The organism is Flavobacterium rivuli WB 3.3-2 = DSM 21788, from assembly GCF_000378485.1.
GTDB lineage: Bacteria > Bacteroidota > Bacteroidia > Flavobacteriales > Flavobacteriaceae > Flavobacterium > Flavobacterium rivuli.
Map to the genome: position 1 here is coordinate 41,440 of NZ_KB899968.1, position 22,190 is coordinate 63,629.

At 39.0% G+C, this 22,190-nt stretch carries 18 protein-coding genes; 8 read left to right on the top strand and 10 right to left on the bottom strand.

What is annotated here, in order from left to right:
* The first annotated feature begins 135 nt into the window (after positions 1–135).
* From porQ to F565_RS0106880, 5 genes are all read left to right on the top strand, one after another.
* On the top strand, positions 136–1,155 hold the full coding sequence (gene porQ / locus F565_RS0106860) for a type IX secretion system protein PorQ (RefSeq protein ID WP_020212466.1): 1,020 nt from the start codon (positions 136–138) through the stop codon (positions 1,153–1,155).
* 155 nt (positions 1,156–1,310) lie between these two features.
* Positions 1,311–2,684, top strand: coding sequence for a nucleoside permease (locus F565_RS0106865; protein ID WP_026299927.1), 1,374 nt, complete (start codon positions 1,311–1,313; stop codon positions 2,682–2,684).
* 312 nt (positions 2,685–2,996) lie between these two features.
* Entirely contained in the window at positions 2,997–4,781 is a 1,785-nt protein-coding gene (rpsA, locus tag F565_RS0106870) for a 30S ribosomal protein S1 (RefSeq protein ID WP_020212468.1), read from the top strand.
* A 281-nt stretch (positions 4,782–5,062) separates the two neighbouring features.
* Positions 5,063–6,181 (top strand): ParB/RepB/Spo0J family partition protein, encoded by a 1,119-nt coding sequence (locus F565_RS0106875; RefSeq protein ID WP_020212469.1) that lies wholly within the window; start codon positions 5,063–5,065, stop codon positions 6,179–6,181.
* Entirely contained in the window at positions 6,171–6,917 is a 747-nt protein-coding gene (locus F565_RS0106880; protein WP_020212470.1) for a restriction endonuclease, read from the top strand. Before F565_RS0106875 ends, F565_RS0106880 begins: the two co-directional genes overlap by 11 nt.
* 150 nt (positions 6,918–7,067) lie before the next feature.
* Here F565_RS0106880 and tpiA read toward each other — a convergent pair whose 3' ends face one another.
* From tpiA to F565_RS0106905, 5 genes are all read right to left on the bottom strand, one after another.
* Positions 7,068–7,820: a triose-phosphate isomerase gene (tpiA, locus tag F565_RS0106885; protein WP_020212471.1), complete on the bottom strand. Its 753-nt coding sequence runs from the start codon at positions 7,818–7,820 to the stop codon at positions 7,068–7,070.
* Positions 7,820–8,323, bottom strand: coding sequence for a TlpA family protein disulfide reductase (locus F565_RS0106890; RefSeq protein ID WP_026299928.1), 504 nt, complete (start codon positions 8,321–8,323; stop codon positions 7,820–7,822). The genes tpiA and F565_RS0106890 overlap by 1 nt, the downstream gene beginning before the upstream one ends.
* Before the next feature lie 151 nt (positions 8,324–8,474).
* Complete coding sequence (locus F565_RS0106895; RefSeq protein WP_026299929.1) at positions 8,475–9,551, bottom strand: ABC transporter permease; 1,077 nt, start codon at positions 9,549–9,551, stop codon at positions 8,475–8,477.
* 194 nt (positions 9,552–9,745) lie between these two features.
* Positions 9,746–10,831, bottom strand: a complete 1,086-nt coding sequence (locus tag F565_RS0106900) for a TlpA family protein disulfide reductase (protein WP_020212474.1) — start codon at positions 10,829–10,831, stop codon at positions 9,746–9,748.
* A gap of 57 nt (positions 10,832–10,888) precedes the next feature.
* Positions 10,889–11,431: a DUF1599 domain-containing protein gene (locus tag F565_RS0106905; protein ID WP_020212475.1), complete on the bottom strand. Its 543-nt coding sequence runs from the start codon at positions 11,429–11,431 to the stop codon at positions 10,889–10,891.
* An 85-nt stretch (positions 11,432–11,516) separates the two neighbouring features.
* On the opposite strand from F565_RS0106905, the gene folP reads away from it, so the two are divergent.
* On the top strand, positions 11,517–12,341 hold the full coding sequence (gene folP / locus F565_RS0106910) for a dihydropteroate synthase (protein ID WP_020212476.1): 825 nt from the start codon (positions 11,517–11,519) through the stop codon (positions 12,339–12,341).
* 391 nt (positions 12,342–12,732) lie between these two features.
* Here the strand turns inward: folP and F565_RS22310 are convergent, their stop codons facing one another.
* From F565_RS22310 to purL, 4 genes are all read right to left on the bottom strand, one after another.
* Positions 12,733–15,471 (bottom strand): choice-of-anchor I family protein, encoded by a 2,739-nt coding sequence (locus F565_RS22310; RefSeq protein WP_020212477.1) that lies wholly within the window; start codon positions 15,469–15,471, stop codon positions 12,733–12,735.
* A 220-nt stretch (positions 15,472–15,691) separates the two neighbouring features.
* Positions 15,692–16,252 carry a fasciclin domain-containing protein gene (locus F565_RS0106920; protein ID WP_020212478.1) on the bottom strand — a complete coding sequence of 187 codons (561 nt, stop codon included), beginning with the start codon at positions 16,250–16,252 and terminating at the stop codon, positions 15,692–15,694.
* Positions 16,253–16,538: 286 nt separating this feature from the next.
* A complete protein-coding gene (locus F565_RS0106925; RefSeq protein WP_020212479.1) occupies positions 16,539–16,859 on the bottom strand; it encodes a DUF4288 domain-containing protein in 321 nt (106 codons plus the stop codon).
* A gap of 199 nt (positions 16,860–17,058) precedes the next feature.
* Complete coding sequence (gene purL, locus F565_RS0106930; RefSeq protein WP_020212480.1) at positions 17,059–20,718, bottom strand: phosphoribosylformylglycinamidine synthase; 3,660 nt, start codon at positions 20,716–20,718, stop codon at positions 17,059–17,061.
* A gap of 198 nt (positions 20,719–20,916) precedes the next feature.
* On the opposite strand from purL, the gene F565_RS0106935 reads away from it, so the two are divergent.
* A complete protein-coding gene (locus F565_RS0106935; protein ID WP_197062250.1) occupies positions 20,917–21,192 on the top strand; it encodes a type II toxin-antitoxin system HigB family toxin in 276 nt (91 codons plus the stop codon).
* A gap of 2 nt (positions 21,193–21,194) precedes the next feature.
* Positions 21,195–21,554, top strand: coding sequence for a helix-turn-helix domain-containing protein (locus F565_RS0106940; RefSeq protein ID WP_026299930.1), 360 nt, complete (start codon positions 21,195–21,197; stop codon positions 21,552–21,554).
* Between the two features lie 187 nt (positions 21,555–21,741).
* Here F565_RS0106940 and F565_RS0106945 read toward each other — a convergent pair whose 3' ends face one another.
* Positions 21,742–22,146 (bottom strand): hypothetical protein, encoded by a 405-nt coding sequence (locus F565_RS0106945; RefSeq protein WP_020212483.1) that lies wholly within the window; start codon positions 22,144–22,146, stop codon positions 21,742–21,744.
* Between the last annotated feature and the right edge of the window lie 44 nt (positions 22,147–22,190).

Here is a 22,190-nt window from a genome sequence, read left to right on the forward strand (position 1 = left end):
TTTGGTGTAAGAATATCAGTATAATATATTGATGTTTTAATCCATTAAAACGCATTAATTTTCTTAGCTGTTAATTTATTTAAAAATAATATCTTCGCATTCGCGTTATACTATGCAAAACGCCCTAATAGTAGCATGTTTAAAAAAATGTACCTCGCCTTATTATTGTTTGTCACTACCATATCTTTTGGGCAGATAGGCGGTAAGTACACGTATCAGTTTTTAAACCTTGTTACATCGCCACGCCAGGCAGCCCTTGGTGGTAAAATTGTTACTCTTTATGATTATGATGTAAACCAGGGTATATATAACCCCGCTACCATTAATGATGATATGGATAAACAACTGTCTGTAAACTATGGTAGTTATTACGGCGAAGTTACTTATGGTACCGCAGCTTATGCTTATAAGTACGACAGGTATACACCCACTTTTCAGATGGGGGTTAATTATGTAGACTATGGCACTTTTGAAGGCCGTGACGAAGCCGGGCTTCTTACAGGTAATTTTACCGGTAGCGAAATAGCCCTTTCTTTTGGTACATCGTATAATATTCCTTACACCGATTTGCACATTGGCGCAAGCGCAAAATTAATATCGTCTACACTCGAAAGCTATAACTCTTTTGGTGCCGCTGTAGACCTTGGTGCTATATATATAGATGAAGATAATGATATTAATTACGGACTATCTATACGTAACATAGGTTCGCAGATTACTACTTATGCAGGTCAGTATGAGCCCCTGCCTATGGAAATTATTGCGGGTATATCTCAGGAAGTTGAGAATGTGCCCATCCGCTGGCATTTAACGCTGGAAAACCTGCAGCAGTGGAATATTGCTTTCTCTAACCCTAACCGTGCCGAACAAAGTATAGAGGGTGGCAGTACAAAGGAGAAAGTATCGTTCTTTAATAATGCGCTGCGCCACGTTATATTGGGCGGCGAATTGTTTCCCGGCAGGGCATTTAACCTGCGTATGGGGTATAACTTTAGAAGGGGAGAAGAACTGCGCGTGGTAGACAAACGAAATTTCTCGGGAATTTCTTTTGGTATGTCGCTGCGCTTTAATAAAATACGATTTGATTATTCGTATTCCCGCTATACCCTTGCGGCAAATACCAGCCTTTTTGGGCTGATGATCAACCTTCAATAGTTCATTCTTTAAGGATTATTCCCTTAAATTGTTATGGTTAGATATAACGTTGTAATCTTTTAACTTTAACGGGCTTAATTGTTTTATTTCATTTTTTATTAATAGTTTTACCGCCGTTAATAAAATGTTAATTAAGCTATAACAGCCTTTTATATATGGGAATCAAGAACCGCCTTATTTTAATGAGTTTCCTTCAGTTTTTTGTTTGGGGAGCATGGCTTATTACAATTGCTAACTACTGGTTTGGCACAAAACATTGGGAAGGAACACAATTTGGGCTTGTTTTTGGTACTATGGGTTTAGCTTCTGTTTTTATGCCAACACTTACAGGTATTATTGCAGACCGCTGGATAAACGCAGAAAGGCTGTATGGTATATTGCATGTACTTTATGCAGGAGCATTGTTTGCATTAACAAAGGTTGAAGACCCTACTACATTTATATATGTAATGTTTGTGGCTATGTGTTTTTATATGCCCACAATTGCATTGCATAACTCTATAGCTTACACCGCTTTAAAAAACAGCCCTGATAGTGATGTGGTTAAAGATTTTCCGCCTATTCGTGTATTTGGTACAGTAGGTTTTATTGTAGCCATGTGGATAACAAACCTTACTAACAGTAAAGCTACCGAATATCAGTTCTATATTGCAGGTATTGCAGCCATTGTTTTAGGTATTTATGCTTTTACGCTGCCTAAGTGCGAACCCCAAAATACTACAGAAAATGCATCAGCCTCTGAAGCTCTGGGCCTTGAGGCTTTTAAGCTTTTTGGTACTTATAAAATGGCATTGTTCTTTATCTTTTCTATGTTTTTAGGTGGGGCATTGCAGTTAACTAATGCTTATGGGGATGTGTTTTTAAGCGAATTCCGGTATTTCCCTAAATATGCCAACTCGTTTGTGGTAGAGCGTTCAACTATAATCATGTCAATCTCCCAGTTTTCAGAAACGGCGTTTATCCTTGCTATTCCGTTTTTTCTAAAGCGTTTTGGAATCAAGCAGGTAATGCTTATAAGTATGTTTGCATGGGTGTTGCGATTTGGCCTATTTGCCTATGGCGACCCGGTGGCTAATTTATGGATGATCATACTATCATGTATCGTATATGGTATGGCGTTTGATTTCTTTAATATATCAGGCTCTTTATTTGTAGAGACTAACACCAACCCAAAAATACGTTCATCGGCACAGGGATTGTTTATGATGATGACCAATGGTTTCGGGGCTATATTTGGTAGTATAACGTCGGGTTGGGCAATAGACAGGTTCTTTACAAAATCGTTTACCAATAGTACAGATCTTGCGGGCTTTTTACAAACCGAACCTACAAATGAGGTGATGGCCGGCTTTATAAAAAATCAGGGGATTACCGTTGCAGACGGTGTTTTTAACAGTCCGGTGTTAATGAAGGACTGGCAAAACATTTGGCTTTCTTTTGCTGCTTATGCACTTATTATAGCAGTTGCCTTTGCAATATTGTTTAAGCATAAGCACGACCCTAAGGCGGTTGAGGTTATAAAGCACTAAACACAATTAGCAATAGGCAATTGACAAATTAACAATAAGCAATGATTAATAGGCAATAAGCATTGTTTAGATATCAGGACTTACATACAAAAATAACCGAATTAACGAATTACAGTGTATCGTAATATCGTCATCCTTATAAAATTAGGTGTGCAAAGTACTTGTTTATTTAAAAAATAATAGTACCTTTGCACACCTTTTCGGCATAGTGGGTTTAGGAAAGGATTTTAAACAAAATTTTATGTAAAACGCTTCTGCTGTTTTATTTGCATAAAAACCCCGTAAAGCGCAGGATACAAATTTTAAATCAGAATGTCTGAGCAAAAAACAAACGAACAATTTCTACAGGAGTTTAACTGGCATAACTTTGAAGAAGGTATTGATCCGGTAGATGAACAAAACCTTAGAGAGTTTGAAAACTTAGTTGAAAAAACTTTTATTTCAACTGACAGCGACGAAGTTGTAGAAGGAACAGTAGTAAGAATAACTGACAGGGATGCTATCGTTGATATCAACGCTAAATCTGAAGGTGTTATTTCTCTTAACGAATTCCGTTACAACCCTAACTTAAAAGTAGGCGATAAAGTAGAAGTACTTATTGATGTACGCGAAGATAAATCAGGCCAGTTAGTTCTTTCTCACAAGAAAGCACGTACTATCAAGGCTTGGGACAGGGTTATCAGTGCTAATGAAACTGGCGAGATCGTTAACGGTTTCGTTAAATGCAGAACTAAAGGTGGTATGATCGTAGATGTTTTTGGCATCGAAGCTTTCCTTCCTGGTTCTCAGATAGACGTAAAACCAATCAGGGATTACGACCAGTATGTTAACAAAACGATGGAGTTTAAAGTTGTGAAAATTAACCACGAATTTAAAAACGTAGTTGTATCTCACAAAGCGCTTATCGAAGCTGATATCGAAGTTCAGAAAAAAGAAATCATTGGGCAGCTTGAAAAAGGCCAGGTACTTGAAGGTGTTGTTAAAAACATTACTTCATACGGTGTATTCATCGACCTTGGAGGTGTTGACGGACTTATCCACATTACCGACCTTTCTTGGAGCCGTATTAACCACCCAAGTGAAGTTCTTGAGCTTGACCAGAAACTAAACGTTGTTATCCTTGACTTTGATGACGAGAAAACACGTATACAACTTGGTCTTAAACAATTAAACGCTCACCCTTGGGATGCACTTGATGCTAACCTTAAAGTAGGTGACAAAGTTAAAGGTAAAGTAGTGGTTATTGCTGACTACGGTGCGTTTATCGAAGTTGCTGAAGGTGTAGAAGGCCTTATCCACGTTTCTGAAATGTCTTGGTCTACGCACTTGCGTTCGGCTCAGGATTTCGTAAAAGTGGGTGATGAGATCGATGCAGTTATCCTTACTTTAGACAGGGAAGACCGCAAAATGTCTCTTGGTATCAAACAACTTACACAAGACCCTTGGACAGACATTACGTCTAAATACCCGGTTGGCTCACGCCACACAGGTATCGTTCGTAACTTTACAAACTTTGGTATATTCGTAGAACTTGAAGAAGGTATCGATGGATTAATTTACATCTCTGACCTTTCTTGGACTAAGAAAATTAAACACCCAAGTGAGTTTGTTAACGTAGGCGATAAACTTGATGTTGTAGTTCTTGAACTTGACGTTGATGGCCGTAAACTATCTCTTGGACACAAGCAGACTACTGCTAACCCATGGGATAAATATGAAGATTCTTTCGCTGTAGGTACTGTACACTCTGGCGAAATATCTGAAATCGTTGACAAAGGCGCTACTGTAGAATTTGGTGACGATATCGTTGCTTTCATTCCTGCAAGGCACCTTGAAAAAGAAGACGGTAAAAAACTTAAAAAAGGCGAAGCTGCTGAATTTAAAGTTATCGAATTCAACAAAGAATTTAAAAGGGTAGTGGCATCGCACACTGCTACTTTTAAAGATGAAGAAGAGAAAAATGTTAGAAACAATGAGTCTAACAACAATAACTCTAACTCAGGTTCTTCAAACAATGCAGAAAAGAGCACTCTTGGTGACCTTGATGTATTAGCTCAGCTAAAAGAAAGAATGGAAAACGGAGAGAACAACAAGTAATCTCTTTTCAATCTTAATTTATATGGAAACCTCCGCAGCAATGCGGAGGTTTTTTGTGTTTTAAAAACAATGAATTATTTAAACCATAGCCCCACAGATAATGTTAAGCCGTGGCATGAAGCGTTTGTAAACGCCCGTGAGTGGATTGAGAAAAGATAATTAGATTACTGATCTTAGATTTTTAGATATAAGATAATAGATGATAGACGCCTCCAGAAACGGGGGCGTTTTTGTTAAAAATTGATTTACTTTTAATATATTTACTTACAAATATTAGTATAATGAATACAGTTCAAGTCCCGTTAGATAAATTATTTTTAGATCCAAATAATTATAGATTAAGAAGTAAACAACAATATACTGAAATTCAAGACTTGACTGATGATAAGCTAATAGGATTGGCGTTACAGCAGAGGACCTTCAATATAGTAACAGGTAAAAATAACATTGAAGTAAAAGACCTTATAGACAGTTTTAAATCAAATGGTTTTCTTAAAGTCGATAATATTCTTGTAAGAGAGTTAGGAAATAAAAAAGGTTATGTCGTTATCGAAGGAAATAGAAGAGTAGCTGCTCTTAAAATTTTGCAAAAATCCTTTAATGAAGGGTTTAATATCGGCATCCTAAACGAATCAATTTTTCAAGCTGTAGAGGCTGTAAAATACAGCTATAATAATCCTGAGGAATATTTGATCTTAATGGGATTAAGACACGTTAGTGGAAATAAAAAATGGGACCGCTATAACCAAGCAAAACTTATTTCTGAATTGAGCAGCAATGGGCTCTCGGTAAATGAAATTGCTAATAAACTTGGTGTTGCTAACAAAAATGCTATACAACAACAATTGGAATCTTTTTACGCAATTGATGCCTTTATAAATGATGAAGCTGCATACGATTCCATAAGTGGTTTCAACCCATATGAAAAATTCATGATTTTCGTAGAAGTACTATTAAAAAGGAACGTCAAAAATTGGCTTAAATGGGATCCAACTAAAAAAGAATTTCTGAATAAAGAAAATTTACAAAGATTTTATACATGGATAACTCCAGCATACAATATATCTAATAATGAAGATGATGACGATGATGAATTTGACTATAATAATAGTGAAATTCTGGAACCTATTATAGTCAATCATAAAGTTATAAGAGACTTAAACGATATTATAGATGATGAAGAATCCTTATTACGATTAGAAGAAAGCAGAAATATTGCAGAAGCTATCGAACAAAACGAAGGATTTACAAAAAAGAAATTCTCAAAGGAAATAGCTAATGCAGAGAAGATTTTAAAAAATATAAAATTTGGGCCATCGCTACAACTTGAAGACGGGGATAAATCTTCGCTTCTTAATATCCAGAAAATTGTTAAAAGGATAATAGGCGATGAAAATTAATAGAGCAACTAAAATTCGTTTATTACTTATCAAAATTTTAATTTCAAATAGTAGGATTGTTGATTTGTATGCATTGGAGGATATTGACGAGGAGGATATTGAATCAATAAAAATTGAATTGGAGGGATATATTGCCAAATATAAAAAATGTGGTTTAAAAATAGATTATGATACATCAGAAATATATAAAACTAAAAATGTTATTAAAATTTCCTCATATATTAATAATTTAAGTGCAACTCGTTTTGAAAAATATGCGGCCTTACTAATAAAAATCTTTGGATATGAGATTTCATATGCAACAAAAATTTCTCATGATCAAGGAATAGACTTTATAGGAGTAAAAAGATTTCAACTTTTTGATTCTAAAAGAAATAATTATTTAATCGGTCAAGCAAAAAAATACAATGATTTAGTTAATGTAAATGAAGTAAGGAACTTTGCTGGATCAGTAATATTACTTAGAAGTAAAGAATTTAGTCAAGCTAAAGTATACGAAAGTATTTTAATGAAATCATTCACACCGATTGAGGGAGTATTTGTAACATCATATTTTTTTTCTCCTCCTGCTGTAAAACTATGTGAAAGTGCTGATATAATTTCTCTCGATTTTATAGATCTAATTCTTCTTACAGAGAAAGCGATATTAGAAAAGACTTTGGATATTGAAACCAATAATTTATTTATAAATAAAAAAGTGGATATAGCACTTAATAAAATTGACATTCTAAAATAATCTATACTTACCTAATATCCAATTCCTTAATTCATAAGCCTCATATATCTATAAAAGGCCAAAGAATAACTATGCTGACAATTTTAAACCTAAACAAAAAACCCTCTTACTCACGTAAAAGGGTTTACTGTTTTATGATCCAAAGCTAACTTAGATACCAGCTACAATAGCAAGGAAATCATCTGCCTTAAGAGCCGCACCGCCTATAAGGCCGCCGTCTACATCGGGTTTAGAGAAAATTTCGCGGGCATTGTCCGGTTTCACGCTGCCCCCGTAAAGGATAGACGTTTCTTCGGCAATTTTGCTGCCTATGTTAGTATGTAGTAACGAACGTATAAAGGCATGCATTTCCTGCGCCTGCTCTGGAGAAGCCGTTTCGCCTGTACCTATAGCCCAAACAGGCTCGTAAGCCAGTACAACGCTTGCCCAGTCGCTTTCGCTAATGTGGAACAAACCTTCCCTTAACTGAGATTCTACCAGGTTAAAGTGGTTGCCAGATTGCCTGTCGGCAAGCTCTTCGCCAAAACAAAAAATAACCGTTAAGTTATGTGCTAAAGCGGTAGTTACTTTTTGAGCCAGTAATGCATTATTTTCATGAAAATATGCCCTGCGCTCTGAATGGCCTAAAATAACCGTGTTTACCTTAATGCTTTTAAGCATGTTTACAGAGATCTCTCCCGTATAAGCACCGCTTTCGGCCTGGTGCATGTTTTGTGCAGCCACAATAATATTGCTGCCCGCAGTTTGCTTAACAGCCGCCTGAAGGTTTACAAATGTAGGTGCCACAACTATTTTAGCAATAGTGTTTTCGGGCTTTTTAGAAAGCAGTTCCTCAAGCAATGTTTCGGTTTGCTGGCTGTCGTTGTTCATCTTCCAGTTTCCTGCAACGATTTTTTTTCTCATTATTTTAGGTTTTTTAATGTCTCTATTAGTTTGGCATCATCTGCCTCTATGGCTTTAAACAGTGCTATTTTTCCGGTTTTGTCTATTACCATATAGCGCGGAATCCAGTCCAGGTGTACCGATTTTGCAAATTCGCCCTGTTTCATATTTGTACCCACGTGGTAGTTATCGCCCTTGGTTCCAAAAGTTTCAATGCCCTTCAGCCATTTTGCTTCTTCCCTGTCGTAAGATAAAAACAAGTAAGACACGTTAGGAAACTGCTTTTGCAGCTCATGTACTTTAGGCATTCCTTTTTTACAATCCGGACACCATGAAGCCCACACATCTATTACAACCGTTTTGCCTTTATATTTGGCAAGGATATCTTTAAAAGCGATCTCCTTACCATCGGTAGATTTCATTGTAGCGTTAAGTGCTTCGGTAGTGAAAGTAGTAGGTTCCTGTGCCTGTGTGCAAGATATCATGGCGAAAAATAATATGGGTAATAAAAGTAATTTTTTCATTTTATGGTAATTATAGAGTAACAAATTTACAATAACAACGCAAACTAACAGGCAGTTAAATGCCTTTTTTTTGCTATTGGCAAAATTATAATAGAGGGTAAAACACACTATTTCGATATAGTATCGTGTGATTGTTTAGCAAATGGAAGAGTTACTCTAACCTAATTCTCGGGTCGAGCCACGCGTAAATTATATCGACCAGTATATTAATTACTACAAAAGTAGCGGCAATAACCAGTACAGATCCCATAATAACAGGCAGGTCGAGCGTATTAAGCGCTTCTACCACTTCTTTGCCAAGGCCGTTCCACCCAAAAATATATTCTACAAACACCGCACCGGCAAGCATACTGGCAAACCAGCCCGATATGGCCGTAACAACAGGATTCAGTGCATTTTTAAGTGCATGCCTGCTTATGATATTCAGTTCGCTTAAACCCTTGGCACGGGCGGTACGAATATAATCTTGTCCCATAACCTCAAGCAGCGAGTTACGCATTAATTGTATTACTACCCCAAGCGGACGGATGCCCAAAACTACCGCCGGCAGTATGATATTTTTCCATTTTATGTAGGAGCCTTCGCCAAAATCGTCTACCTCATACAGGCTACCCGTCATGTCCAGGTGCGTGTACTTATGCAGCAAAAAGCCAAACACCCAAGCAAACAATATGGCGGCAAAAAAGGAAGGAAGGCTCATGCCCAGCGTACTCACAAGGGCAATAACCCTGTCTATCCACGTATCTTTATATAGTGCCGACACTATGCCTAATGCAATACCAATTACTATAGCTATAACAATAGCGAAGCAGGCCAACACTACCGTATTGGGCAATGTATCGCCTATTACCTGTGTTACTTTCTTGCCGCTTTTTTGGAAGCTTTCGCGCAGGTACGGTGCTTTAAGTACCGTTGTTGTACTGCCAATAGTGAAGAGTTTCGCAGCAGTATATTTGCCTTCGGCTAAAAAGGTATAATCATTAGGACTGGTACTGTGAAAAGATATGGGCAACAGGTCGTTTATATAATAAAGGTACTGTGTGCTAACGGGCTTATCAAACCCGTACTTTTTTTTGATGATGGCAAGCTGCTCACTATTTTCATTTTGGTCGAGCATCATACGGGCGGGGTCGCCGGGCAGTACCGTAAACAAAAAGAAGATTACCGTTACCACCCCAAAGAGTGTTAGCAGTGCATATCCTGTTTTGTGTAGTAAGTACTTTAGCACGTTTGTTGTTTATTTTACTGGTGTTATTTCATTTCGAGAACAGGACAATCCGTAATATTTGAGATTCTTCAACTCCGCTGCGCTCCGCTCAGAATGACAAATCGCTCGCTTATATTTATATGAAGGAGAAATCATTATTTTTTAATTTGAGATTCTTCGGCTCCGCTGCGCTGCGCTCAGAATGACAAACAATCTTATTTTTTATAGGGTTTATTGACAGCCTTAAGTAAATCGGCAGCCACAAATTTATCGTTGGCAATGCCATTCCATTCGGCAATTTTATTACCATTCCACAGGTAGAAAACACCCGGTGTATCTTTGCTGTTGCCCAATGTTTTCCAGAAGGTACCCACATCAAGCACTTTATAAGGATATTGCTTACCGGCAAACTTAAAAAAGTCCGGAATCAGGTCAGCTTCTTCATCCATAAAAGCAATAAACACATCAGGGAAATTTTTATCCTTAGCTTTCATCTCCGTAAGCTGTTTGGCAGTTTCACGGCAATGCTCGCAGCCCGGTGCAAAAAAGGCAACTATTTTTTTGCCTTTATCTGCCGCAGGGAAAAGCTGTGCATAACCAGATGCTGCCTGTGCTGGTTCGTTATTGATTGGTGCAGTTGCAGGTGCTTCGGGAGTTGGGGTTTCGGTTTTTGCGGGCTCTATTAAAGTATTAGGCAACTCTGATGCTGGGATGCTGTCAAAAGGCATAACTGCGGCATCAATAGTTGCTTCCGGTGTAAAAATTGTTTCGCTGGTGGTTTTCCTTGCAATAGGCGCTATCATATAAATAGCTAATATACAGGCAAATATTACGGTTGTAAGCACCCAGATATTTTTAGCATCCGGTGTATTTTTAAGTACTGCCAACAGCCAAAACAGCAAGGCTATGGCAACAACATTTTTTATAATTGCTTCTATCGGTGTCATGGGCAGCAATTCGCCAAAACAGCCACAGTTACCTGCATTGCCTTTAGTAGCAATTTCGTAGCTAAGCTGCGCTATAAATATGGCTAATAGCGCAATGGTTGTAGGTATTACAAGCTTTTTAAGGTAGTGAGGCTGCAAGAGTAGAAACCCAAGGGCAAACTCAAAACCTATAAGGGTACGCGAAAAATATACTGCCAATCCTTCAGAAAAGCCCAAAGGTATCAGCTGCTTCATTTCAAACGTAGTGATGGCAAAGTAAGGCGAATCGTATAATTTGGCAGTAGCCGACAGTAAAAATAAAAAGGCGAGTATGCCCCTTAAGGTATAAGGCAGGTATTTTTTTATATCTTCCATGAAATTACGTTTTCCCAAAAATAAAGTTAAAGCCGGGTTGTTGTTGTTAATGAGTTGTTATTTAGCAAAGCCCATTAAAATAAGGGCAAAAACCGCATAATTTAGCATATCCTGATAGTTGGCATCTATCCCCTCAGATACTAACGTTTTACCTTTATTATCCTCAATTTGCTTTACGCGAAGCAGCTTTTGCAAAATCAAATCGGTTAAAGAGCTTACCCTCATTTCGCGCCATGCCTCGCCATAATCATGGTTCTTAGCCTCCATAAGTGTTTTGGTAAGCAGTACTTTCTCGTCATACAGCAGGGTTGCCTGATCTACACCAAGGTCGGGTTGCGTTGCCACTCCTCTTTCAAGCTGTATCAATGCCATGATAGAATAGTTAATGATAGCAATGAATTCTCCTGTCTCGTCCTCATTAACCATGCGCACCTCATTTTCCTGCAGGCTGCGTATGCGTTGCGCTTTTATAAAGATCTGATCAGTCAAGGATGGCAGGCGCAGTATACGCCAGGCACTGCCATAATCGGTCATTTTGTTTATATATAACTGTCGGCAAATGGCAATAACACGGTCGTATTCGCTTGATGTAGTACTCATTTAAGTAGTATCTTTGTATTGATTTTTTTTCAAATGTACTAAAAAACGCCCCTATACCAAAGGCATTTTTAAAAAACCAAAGCTTATGTTGATTAACTGCAAAGGCAGGCTTACAGATATTTCGTCTCCTAAAGTAATGGGGATACTAAACTGCACACCCGACTCTTTTTTTGATGGAGGAAAATACCGTAACGAAACCCAACTACTGCAACAGGCAGAAAAGATGCTTACCGATGGTGCCACATTTATAGACCTTGGTGCATACTCCAGTAAGCCTAATGCAGAGTTTGTAAGCGAAGACCAGGAACTGCAGCGTATTGTACCTGTTGTGGAACTGCTTGTAAAGCATTTTCCTGATGTTTTACTTTCTATTGACACGTTTCGTGCTAAAGTTGCCGAAGCCTGTATACTAAGCGGCGCTGCCATTATTAACGATATTGCTGCCGGCCATCTTGATGATGCCATGCTGCCTACTGTAGGTAAACTAAAAGTGCCTTACATCATGATGCACATGCGTGGCAATCCGCAAACTATGGTAAAGCTTACCCAGTATAACGACATTATTAAAGAGATGCTGTTTTATTTTTCTGATAGGATACATGCTGCCCGCACCCACGGTATTGATGATATTATTATAGACCCCGGTTTTGGCTTTGCCAAAACACTGGCGCAAAACTATGAGGTACTTAACAAAATGGAACTTTTTGATATTACAGGCCTTCCCTTGCTTGCCGGAGTTTCCCGCAAATCGATGATCTATAAATTGCTTGGCACTACACCAAAGGAAGCCCTTAACGGTACATCAGTACTAAATACTATAGCACTGACAAAAGGCGCTAAAATTTTGCGTGTCCACGATGTTAAAGAAGCAGTTGAAACTGTAAAGATTTTTGAACAACTAAAGGCTTAAAATACAATTTTGCAATTTACTTTTTTAATATCCCATCAAAAAAAATAAAACACACCCCCAACCCCTCTCGAAGAGGGGAGCCAGCTTCACTCGAATGCTACTTAAAATTGTAAATTTCAGAAATATAATTTGCTCATATTTTAGATGTAAACAAAAATAACAAGCTATTAAAGTTTATTAAACATTGCTTAGGAGTATTTAACGTACAAGCGTAGTTAGTTCCCCTCTTCGAGAAAAGTTAGGGGTGTGTATTCAATATATTCTATGGAGAATAGAACAATGATTGCAATTCTACTATGTTCCCGTTCAAAATAAACAAAAAAAATCCTGCCCAGGACAGGCAGGATTAATCTTCCGCAAGCGGAAGCAAAAATTAAACACGAAACTATTATTATTTGATAATAAGTTTTTTAACAATGCCTTCAGATGTTTTTACGATGTAAATTCCCGAAGCCATACTTGATGTATCTATAGTAAGTGCCTGTTTGGCCGACTGTAATAGTTTACCGCTGTAGTCGTATACTTCGATATCGGCTACACGGTTAAAGTAAACCACACCATCTACAGATGGGTTAGGGAACACAACAAATGTTTTAGGCTCAAGGCTTGGGTTAGTAACACCAAGCACATCTGTATTAACTTCGAATACTGTAAGCGTTCCTGAAATTTCGTTAGCTACGATTACATAAGGAGTTTCGTTCGGGCTATCAACATTATTAATGTAAAGAATACCTTCAGGGCCATTATCACCACCGTAAGCAGAAACGTTTCTTGTATTGGCATAATCCACAAACTGCACATTAGAAGGGTTTGTTACGTCATAAACCATTACACCGCCCACTCTTTCAAGACCTACAAAAGCAAATACTTTATCGGCAATGTGCGCAATAGTTACACCTTCAGGTTCAGGGCCTTTTGCACGGCTGCGGTTTTTAGCTGTATTGCTTTCGCTGTCTGCATTAAATATTCCGCTGAAAGCCGGTGCTGTTGAAGTATACATTTCGAAATCATCACCACTATCGTATACTCTTGCTTTAGTATCCGCATTAAATATAGAGAATGAACGTGTACCTACAGCATAAATTTGCTCGTAAGCAGTACCATCTGCATTAAGGCCATCAAGGTTAGTTACCCTCATCCTGCCTGCATTGTAGCTTTTTTTAAGCATCGCAGCCTGAGGATATTCGGTAGCATCAAGGTTATAATTGTTAGCGCCAATTGTAGTACGCTCTTCAAAACCTTCATATTCTTTTTCGTCACCTTCGTTAGCAGTAACTATATAGTTAGTACCGTTAGCACTGTAGTTAGCAACACCATCCGGAATAAAGTAAGCCTGTATAGGCCAGTTGGCTATAAGTACTTCCTGATTATTATCTGATATATCAAAACCATTACCCGGCAAACTCATATCTTTAGTGCCTAAGCCCCAAACATCTGAAATTGTATTGGTCACAAGATTGATTTCTGCTACAGCATTGTTTTCCTGTAATGTAACCCACGCTTTTTGAGAATCGGCGCTTGTAGTAATATACTCAGGTTCAAAATCCTGAGACATAGTGCTTGTTAGTTTCAGTTTACGTATTCCTGATGCACTAAGCAAAGCTTCGGCTTCCGGTGTATTGTAAGCCGTAAATAACAGGGTAGTAACATCATCGTTAGTAAGTGCAGCTACACCACCTGTAATATCAATTATGCTTACAGACCCTTCAGGATCTATGCTGTAATCAGCATTCGGCTGACCTTCATTTGCAGTAAGTACTTTTGTACCATCCGGCGTGAAAGAGATATTATCCGGCAGGGCACCTACAGTTACCTGGCTGATAAAAACACCCTCTGTAGTAAAGAATACTACTGAACCATTAAGTGCCTCATTCGTATTAGGCGAAGCTACGGCCACAATTCCATTTTTAACTGCTACACTGGTAACACCACCATAAGGAGTCATATTTATAGAGTTTAGCGTTACCGGAGCTTCAGGATTTGTAAAATCTACAATATCAAGACGGCCTTCAATAGCGCTGGTAGCAAATAATTTTTTGCTTATAGAATCGTAAGCAACAATCTCGCAAGTACTGTCATTAGCACCAGACGGGTCGAAACTTGTAACATAATCTAAAGCAATGCTACGCGTAGGAGCCGGGGCCTGTACATCATTATCTTTAATATAAACCGTAGCAAGTGTTTCGCCGGATATGGTTACACCTACAGGGTTTTCAAGGCTTAGCACAAAATATTCTGCCTGTTGCTCTTCCAGGGTATCGTCTATAATAGGAATAGTTATAGTTTGTGTAGTGCTGCTTGCATCTGTAAGCGTTATGGTTTGTGTAGTATATGTAAAGTCGTTACTGTCTGCAGTGCTAAAAGGTGCTCCTTTTAGTACAAGATCTACAGTTCCTGCAGATGGGTTAGCCACATTTACCACAAAACTTAGTGTACCTGCATCTTCATTAACCACGATAAAATCATCGGCTAATGAAACTGTTGCAGGAGTTGGCTCAGGGTCTACTGTGCCTTCCAGAGGTGTACCGGTAACCGTTAGATTATCAAAACGGTTGTTACCGCTTTCACCTGCTGCTGCAGTTCCGCCAAAGTTAATCCTTACTACTATATTTGCAGCATCATCTACTCCCGGAACGTTTGAGAAATCAAGTGTTACCAGCTCATAAGCTGTTGCAGAGGGGCTGTATGTTGTTACAGGTAAATCGGTAGTTATAAACGTAATGCCACCATCAAGGCTGTATGCATAATTTTGTTCCGTAGCACCTGCAGATGTTCTCGTAGTGGCAAATTTTACCATCACATTTTCATAACCTGTAGTTGGGAACGAAACAAGTAAACTACGCGTATCGCTTGGGTTACGTGGGCGAAGGCCCAAGCCTGCCGGAGCGGCATTTTGTGCGTTTAAAACGTCACCATCTACATTATCAAGATATCCGGCGCCTGTTCCGGTATACAAAATAGATGTTGTAGCTCCTGTAATGTTTGTTAAATCTGCAGCAATGGGACTCTCTATATGCCCATTTGGCAGCGAATTAAAACTCCAGTAATGTACTAATGATTGTGCCTGGGCAACCTGTGCCAGTGAACCACAAAGCAAAAGCATAAAAACTTTTTTGTAATTTTGAAACATAATTTTGTGTGTTGTTAATTGTAGCTGCAAAAATGGACGTTGTAGTTTAACTTACCTTTACGCAAAAATGAATGCTACATTATTATCATGTTATCAAAGTTTTGTAACTGTAAAGCGAAAACGATTTTATAAGCCACCACTTAATAATTACATAACCCCATACTACAAAAAAAGCCTACCAAAAATTTGGCAGGCTTAAGCAATTTAAAAAAAGGGTTAGTTAACTTTTAGGCATTAAAACCGTATCAATTACATGTATAACGCCATTACTTTGGTCAACATCAGCAATTGTAATTTTGGCTTTACCACCTTTTTCATCCATTATCCACACGTCCTTACCGTTCATCATAAAGGTAAGCGTACCGCCCTGAACTGTTTTAGCAGTGTATTTACCATTACCTTTTTTAATGCCGGCCATAACATCTGCCGCACTCCATTTACCTGCTACCACATGGTAAGTAAGTATAGTCGTAAGCATTTTTTTGTTCTCAGGTTTTAGTAAAGTTTCTACAGTTCCTTTTGGCAATTTATTAAATGCCGCATTTGTAGGTGCAAAAACAGTAAACGGCCCTTTACCTTCAAGAGTTTCTACAAGGCCGGCAGCCTTAACGGCAGCAACAAGCGTAGTATGGTCTTTAGAGTTTACCGCATTTTCTATAATGTTTTTGTTAGGATACATTGCTGCACCACCCACCATTTTAGTTTTTTGTGCAAAAGTTGCCGATCCTGTTAGCATAGTAAAAGCTACAAGAGCTACTGATAAAATTTTTGAAGTTTTCATGGTTTGTTTTTTTAAATGTTTATAAAGACAGATACGCCACAAAACAAATCATGGTTTTTTAACAGGAGAATTTTTAGAAAACATTAACTTTTGCCAAAGTAATCCTTTTGTTGCGGAGGTTGATATAGTATATATTTTATATTCAGGATTTAGCATTGTGTTGCCATTTCGATACACATGTTACTATCTGTATATCAGATTTCACCGGATTCAGGTGGCGGACTTATATGAACTATCACTCTTCTGTAGAAAATTTTCCTTGCTATTGTTGCGGAAAAGACCCATACTATTTTTCTTTATTTTTAATATTGCCTATCAACTCATCTTTGCTGATAGCAAACCGGTTTGCTCTTTTATTAGATATGTCGCCGTAGTCTGTCCACATAAGTTCTGCGCCATCTTCAATATTTTCATATATGGGTAGTAAATCTCCAATACCCACAAAGGACCATTGCATTTCTTTATGGTTAGCATTAATGAATTTGTATTCTTTTTCCTTACCTATTTTTAAGCCTTTTTTATAGGCTTCTTCAGGAGATTCAGCTTTTACTAAGTGTGTGTTTCCCCAAGTTGTTACCCTTCTTAAATCGTTAGTTTTGTTACTCACAACCGGTTCGCACTTTTCGATAATTTCAATCAGGTACCATTGTTTATTCTGATTAGCTATTTATTCTGAAGTTTGCATTTGTAGCTTTTATTATATTTGGGAATATACTAAATTAATAAAAGCAAAAAACGCCCCCATTTCTGGAGGCGTCTATCATCTATTATTTTTTGTCTGAAAATCTAACAGTCCAATAATCTAATTATCTCTTCTCAATCCACTCACGGGCGTTAACAAACGCTTCGTGCCATGGCGAAACCTCATCAGTACGGCCTTCAGGGTAATAAGCCCAGTTCCACTGGAACATAGAGCGCTCTATGTGCGGCATCATAACCAGGTGGCGGCCATTGTTGCTTGCCATCATAGCAATATCAAAGTGCGAGCCGTTAGGGTTAGCCGGGTAGCCGTTGTAAGCGTATTTTGCCACAACATCATACTTATCTTCGGTGTAGGGTAAGTCGAATTTACCTTCACCATGAGATATCCACACACCCAGCGTACTGCCGGCAAGCGTGCTTAGCATAACCGAGCTGTTTTCCTGCACAGTAACCGATGTAAAGCCACTTTCGTGTTTTTTACTGTCGTTATGCAGCATGCGCGGTTTTACTTCATGGTCGGGGTTTATAAGGCCAAGCTCTATAAACAGCTGGCATCCGTTACAAATACCTACCGATAGTGTATCTTCTCTCGCAAAGAATTTTTCTAAAGCAATTTTAGCTTTTTCGTTATAAAGGAAAGCACCTGCCCAGCCCTTAGCCGAACCCAGTACATCGCTGTTGGAGAAACCTCCCACAGCACCAATAAACTGAATATCTTCAAGTGTTTCACGGCCGGAAATAAGGTCGGTCATGTGTACGTCTTTCACATCAAAACCGGCAAGGTACATGGCATTTGCCATTTCACGTTCCGAGTTACTGCCTTTCTCACGGATAATTGCCGCTTTAGGGCGTGGTTTAGACGGGTCTAACACCACTTTTTTACCTGTAAACTGGCTCGGGAATGTGTATTGTAACGGTTGGTTTTTGTAGTTGTTGTAACGCTCCTGTGCTTTTTGTTTGCCACTTTGTTTCTGGTCAAGCAGGTAAGAGGTTTTAAACCAGGTATCCCTTGTTTCTTTAACGTCAAAGGTATAGTTGGCATCGCCGTTTTTAACGGTTACCGTGTTGCCCTCTTTAGGCTTGCCTATAAGAGTGAACGCTACGTTGTTTTTAGCAAAAACTTCTTCGACAGTAGTATCTGCCTGAATAACAATCGCAATGTTCTCAGCAAATAGGGCTTTTACAGTATCAGCTTCGTTAAGGTTTGTCAGGTCGTAATCAGCACCCAGGTTAACCTCGGCAAAGCTCATTTCAAGAAGTGTAGTTATTAAACCACCGCTGCCTATATCGTGGCCTGCTGCAATTTTACCGTCTTTAATTAAATCTTGTATAGTATTAAAAGCATTTTTAAAATTGGCTGCATCCCTGATGCTAGGTACTTCGCTGCCCACTTTGTTAAGCACCTGCGCGAAAGACGATCCGCCAAGTTTAAAGGCATCGCCGCTAAGGTTAATATGGTAAATGTTACCGCCGTTCTTTTTAAGTACAGGCTCTACCACTTTACGAATGTCGCTACAGTTACCTGCGGCAGATATTATCACGGTACCCGGGGCAATAACATCGCCATCAGGGTATTTTTGTTTCATGGAAAGCGAATCTTTACCGGTAGGGATGTTGATGCCCAGTTCGATAGCAAAATCGCTGCAGCCTTGTACGGCTTCATACAAACGGGCATCTTCGCCTTCGTTCTTACAAGCCCACATCCAGTTTGCCGAAAGCGATACGCTTGCCAAACCGTCTTTAAGCGGAGCAAAAACAATGTTTGATAAAGCCTCGCCAATAGAGTTACGGCTACCCGCAACAGGATCTACCAATGCCGAAACAGGGGAGTGGCCTATAGTAGTTGCTATACCTTCTTTACCGGCATAATCAAGCGCCATAACGCCCACGTTGTTTAACGGTAGCTGAATAGGGCCTGCCGTTTGCTGCTTGGCAACTTTACCGCCCACACAACGGTCTACCTTATTAGTTAACCAGTCTTTACTGGCCACGGCTTCAAGCTGCAATACCTGGTTAAGGTAATCGTGCAGTTTTTCCTGTGTATATTCAGGGTTGCTGTAATTAACGGCAACCGTTTTGTCTTCCATGATGGTTTTTGGCGAAGAGCCAAACATGTCTTCCAGCGCAAAATCCATTGGTTTTGCATGGGTTGTGGCACTCTCAAAAGTAAAGCGGTGGTCGCCTGTTACATCACCCACAGCATACATAGGGCTACGCTCACGATCGGCAATGCGTTGCAATGTATCAATATCTTTTTGCCCAATAACAAGGCCCATACGTTCCTGGCTCTCGTTACCTATAATTTCTTTAGCCGAAAGCGTAGGGTCGCCCACCGGCAATTTGTCAAGGTCTATTTTACCGCCTGTCTCTTCTACAAGTTCGCTAAGGCAGTTTAAGTGTCCGCCCGCACCGTGATCGTGAATAGAAACAATAGGGTTAACATCGGCCTCTACCAGTCCGCGTACAGCGTTAGCGGCACGTTTTTGCATTTCGGGGTTAGAACGCTGCACGGCATTAAGCTCGATACCTGATGCAAAAGCACCTGTATCTGCACTTGATACTGCTGCACCACCCATACCTATGCGGTAGTTTTCGCCACCCAGTATAACAATTTTGTCTCCCACCTGTGGTTTTTGCTTGGCCGCCTGGCTGGCTTTACCATAGCCTACACCACCGGCAAGCATTATTACTTTATCAAAGCCTAACTTACGGCCTTCTTCCTCATGTTCAAACGTAAGTACCGACCCTGTAATAAGCGGCTGCCCGAATTTATTACCAAAATCAGATGCTCCGTTAGAGGCTTTTATTAATATATCCATTGGGGTTTGGTACAGCCATTTGCGCTCGTCCATACCCTCTTCCCATGTCCTGTTTTCTTCCAGTCTTGAGTAGGCCGTCATGTACACAGCTGTACCTGCAAGAGGGAGCGATCCCTGCCCACCGGCAAGCCTGTCGCGAATTTCTCCGCCTGCACCCGTAGCAGCACCATTAAAGGGCTCTACCGTGGTAGGAAAGTTGTGGGTTTCTGCTTTTATTGAGATAACAGAGTTAAATTCTTTAATCGCGTAGAAGTCGGGTTTATCAGCCGTTTCAGGGGCAAACTGCTGTACGCGCGGGCCTTTTATAAACGCCACGTTGTCTTTGTATGCCGAAACGATATCGCCCGGTGTCTCTACCGATGTTTTCTTGATAAGCTTGAATAACGATGATGGTTTTTCTTCGCCATCTATTACAAACGTACCGTTGAATATTTTGTGGCGGCAGTGCTCGCTGTTAACCTGAGAGAATCCGAATACTTCGCTGTCAGTTAATTTTCTGCCAAGTTTGGTTGCCAGGTTATTAAGGTAATCTACCTCTTCCGGGTTAAGCGAAAGCCCTTCCTGTTTATTGTAAGCCGCGATATCCTCAATTTCGAGGATAGGCTCGGGCTTGATGTTTATAGTGTAAATGTCCTGATCAAGGCCGTCATACTTTTGCGAAAGCATAGGGTCGAATTTGGCATCGGCCTCAGCTACTTTCTCAAACTCCTCGATGCGGATAATGCCTTCGATGCCCATATTCTGGGTAATCTCTACAGCATTAGTGCTCCAGGGCGTGATCATGGTGGCACGTGGGCCAACAAAAAAATCCGTAAGGACGGATTTTTCTATTTTATGCGCGTTGCCAAAAAGCCAGTTTAATTTTGAAATATCCTCTGCCGAAAGCTGGTTTTGCGACTGTACTGCAAAAACCGTATTGGTCTGGTTTCCGAAGAAATGGATCATTAGTATGTGTGTTGTTGTTTAAGGTGCAAAATTAATCAAAAAAGCGGAATTAGGCAAGTGTAAAAGAGTTGATTTGAAAGGCGATAAATTTGTTGAACAGGCATAGTTTTAGTTTTCAAATTGAAAACTTTTTAGTAATTTTGTTGAATGAAGGTGTTGGTTAAGAAGACGGTTTTATTTTACATAAAAAAATATCCAATGGCGGAAATGCCGTTAATGATTTGGTATAATGATTTTTCTAAAAATGAATTCGCTAATTTTAATGAACTTAAAAAGGTTTATGGGAATGCCAGTATTGTAAACAACGGAAGGGTTGTATTTAATATTAAAGGAAATGATTTCAGGTTAATAGTTTCAACAAATTTTTTGCAGGGTGCATGTTATGTTATTTGGTTTGGAACTCACAAAGAATATGATAAAGTTAATGTTGAAACAGTTGTATTTGATACTTCGATTTTAACGGAAAAAAAATAAAAATGATGAACTGGAAAGTATTAAAGACGGAAGAAGATTACAATAGTGCTTCGATGCGTATGATGGCTATATTTCATGCAGAGCCAAATACACCTGATGGTGATGAGTTAGATATGCTTATAGTTTTGATAAAAGATTATGATGATAAGCATTATCAATTACCTGAGTTAGATGCACTGGAAGTAATTAAATATAAAATGCAGGAGCGCGGAATAAAAGCAAAAGACCTTGAGCCTATTATTGGAAGTAAAGGCCATGTTTCTGCAATTTTATCAGGTAAGCGTGAAATTACATTAAAAATGGCTCAAAAATTAAAAAAATATTTTGACATACCTGCTGAGGTATTCCTTCATGGGGTATAAGTATCTTTTTAATAAATGTTACCTTTAGCTATTTGTCATAACAATAAATCCGGCCGCATAGCCGGATTTATTGTTAGTGGAAATTCGTGTAATTCGTGGCACGTTACCTCTTCCTCTTCAGCACAATTTCCATACTCTTAAATTCATTTTGGCCTTGTTTAGTGTCGTAAAATTGTAGGTGATGAGGTTAACCGCTTATTCTTGAGTTATCATAATCTTTATCAAAGTGCGTGCTTACAAATTCGAGTGCTTCTTTGTATGCGTTATCTGACCAGTCGCCAGTTTCATAAATAAAATTGGTGTCGATATCACACAAACAAATTACCCCGTAATAGGAAAGTTGGATAACAAATTTATTTACATTACCTTCAAATATCGCAAAGCTATCTTTGGTGTTGGCTACCCCAACGCACTTACCGGTACGAACAGTTGCCTTGTAAAATTTCAGCTTTTCGAATACTAATGGGAGCGAGTCCTTTATCATCAAATAAAAATCTTTCCCAAAGCCATCATAACGGTTGGTAAATTCGGTAAACGTTTCTTCGACATGTTCATCGCAATCGCCAAGCGCCTCAATGATAAAATCTTCCATAAATTAAAGTTTTACTATGTAAGCAAGCTATTATATTGAAATTT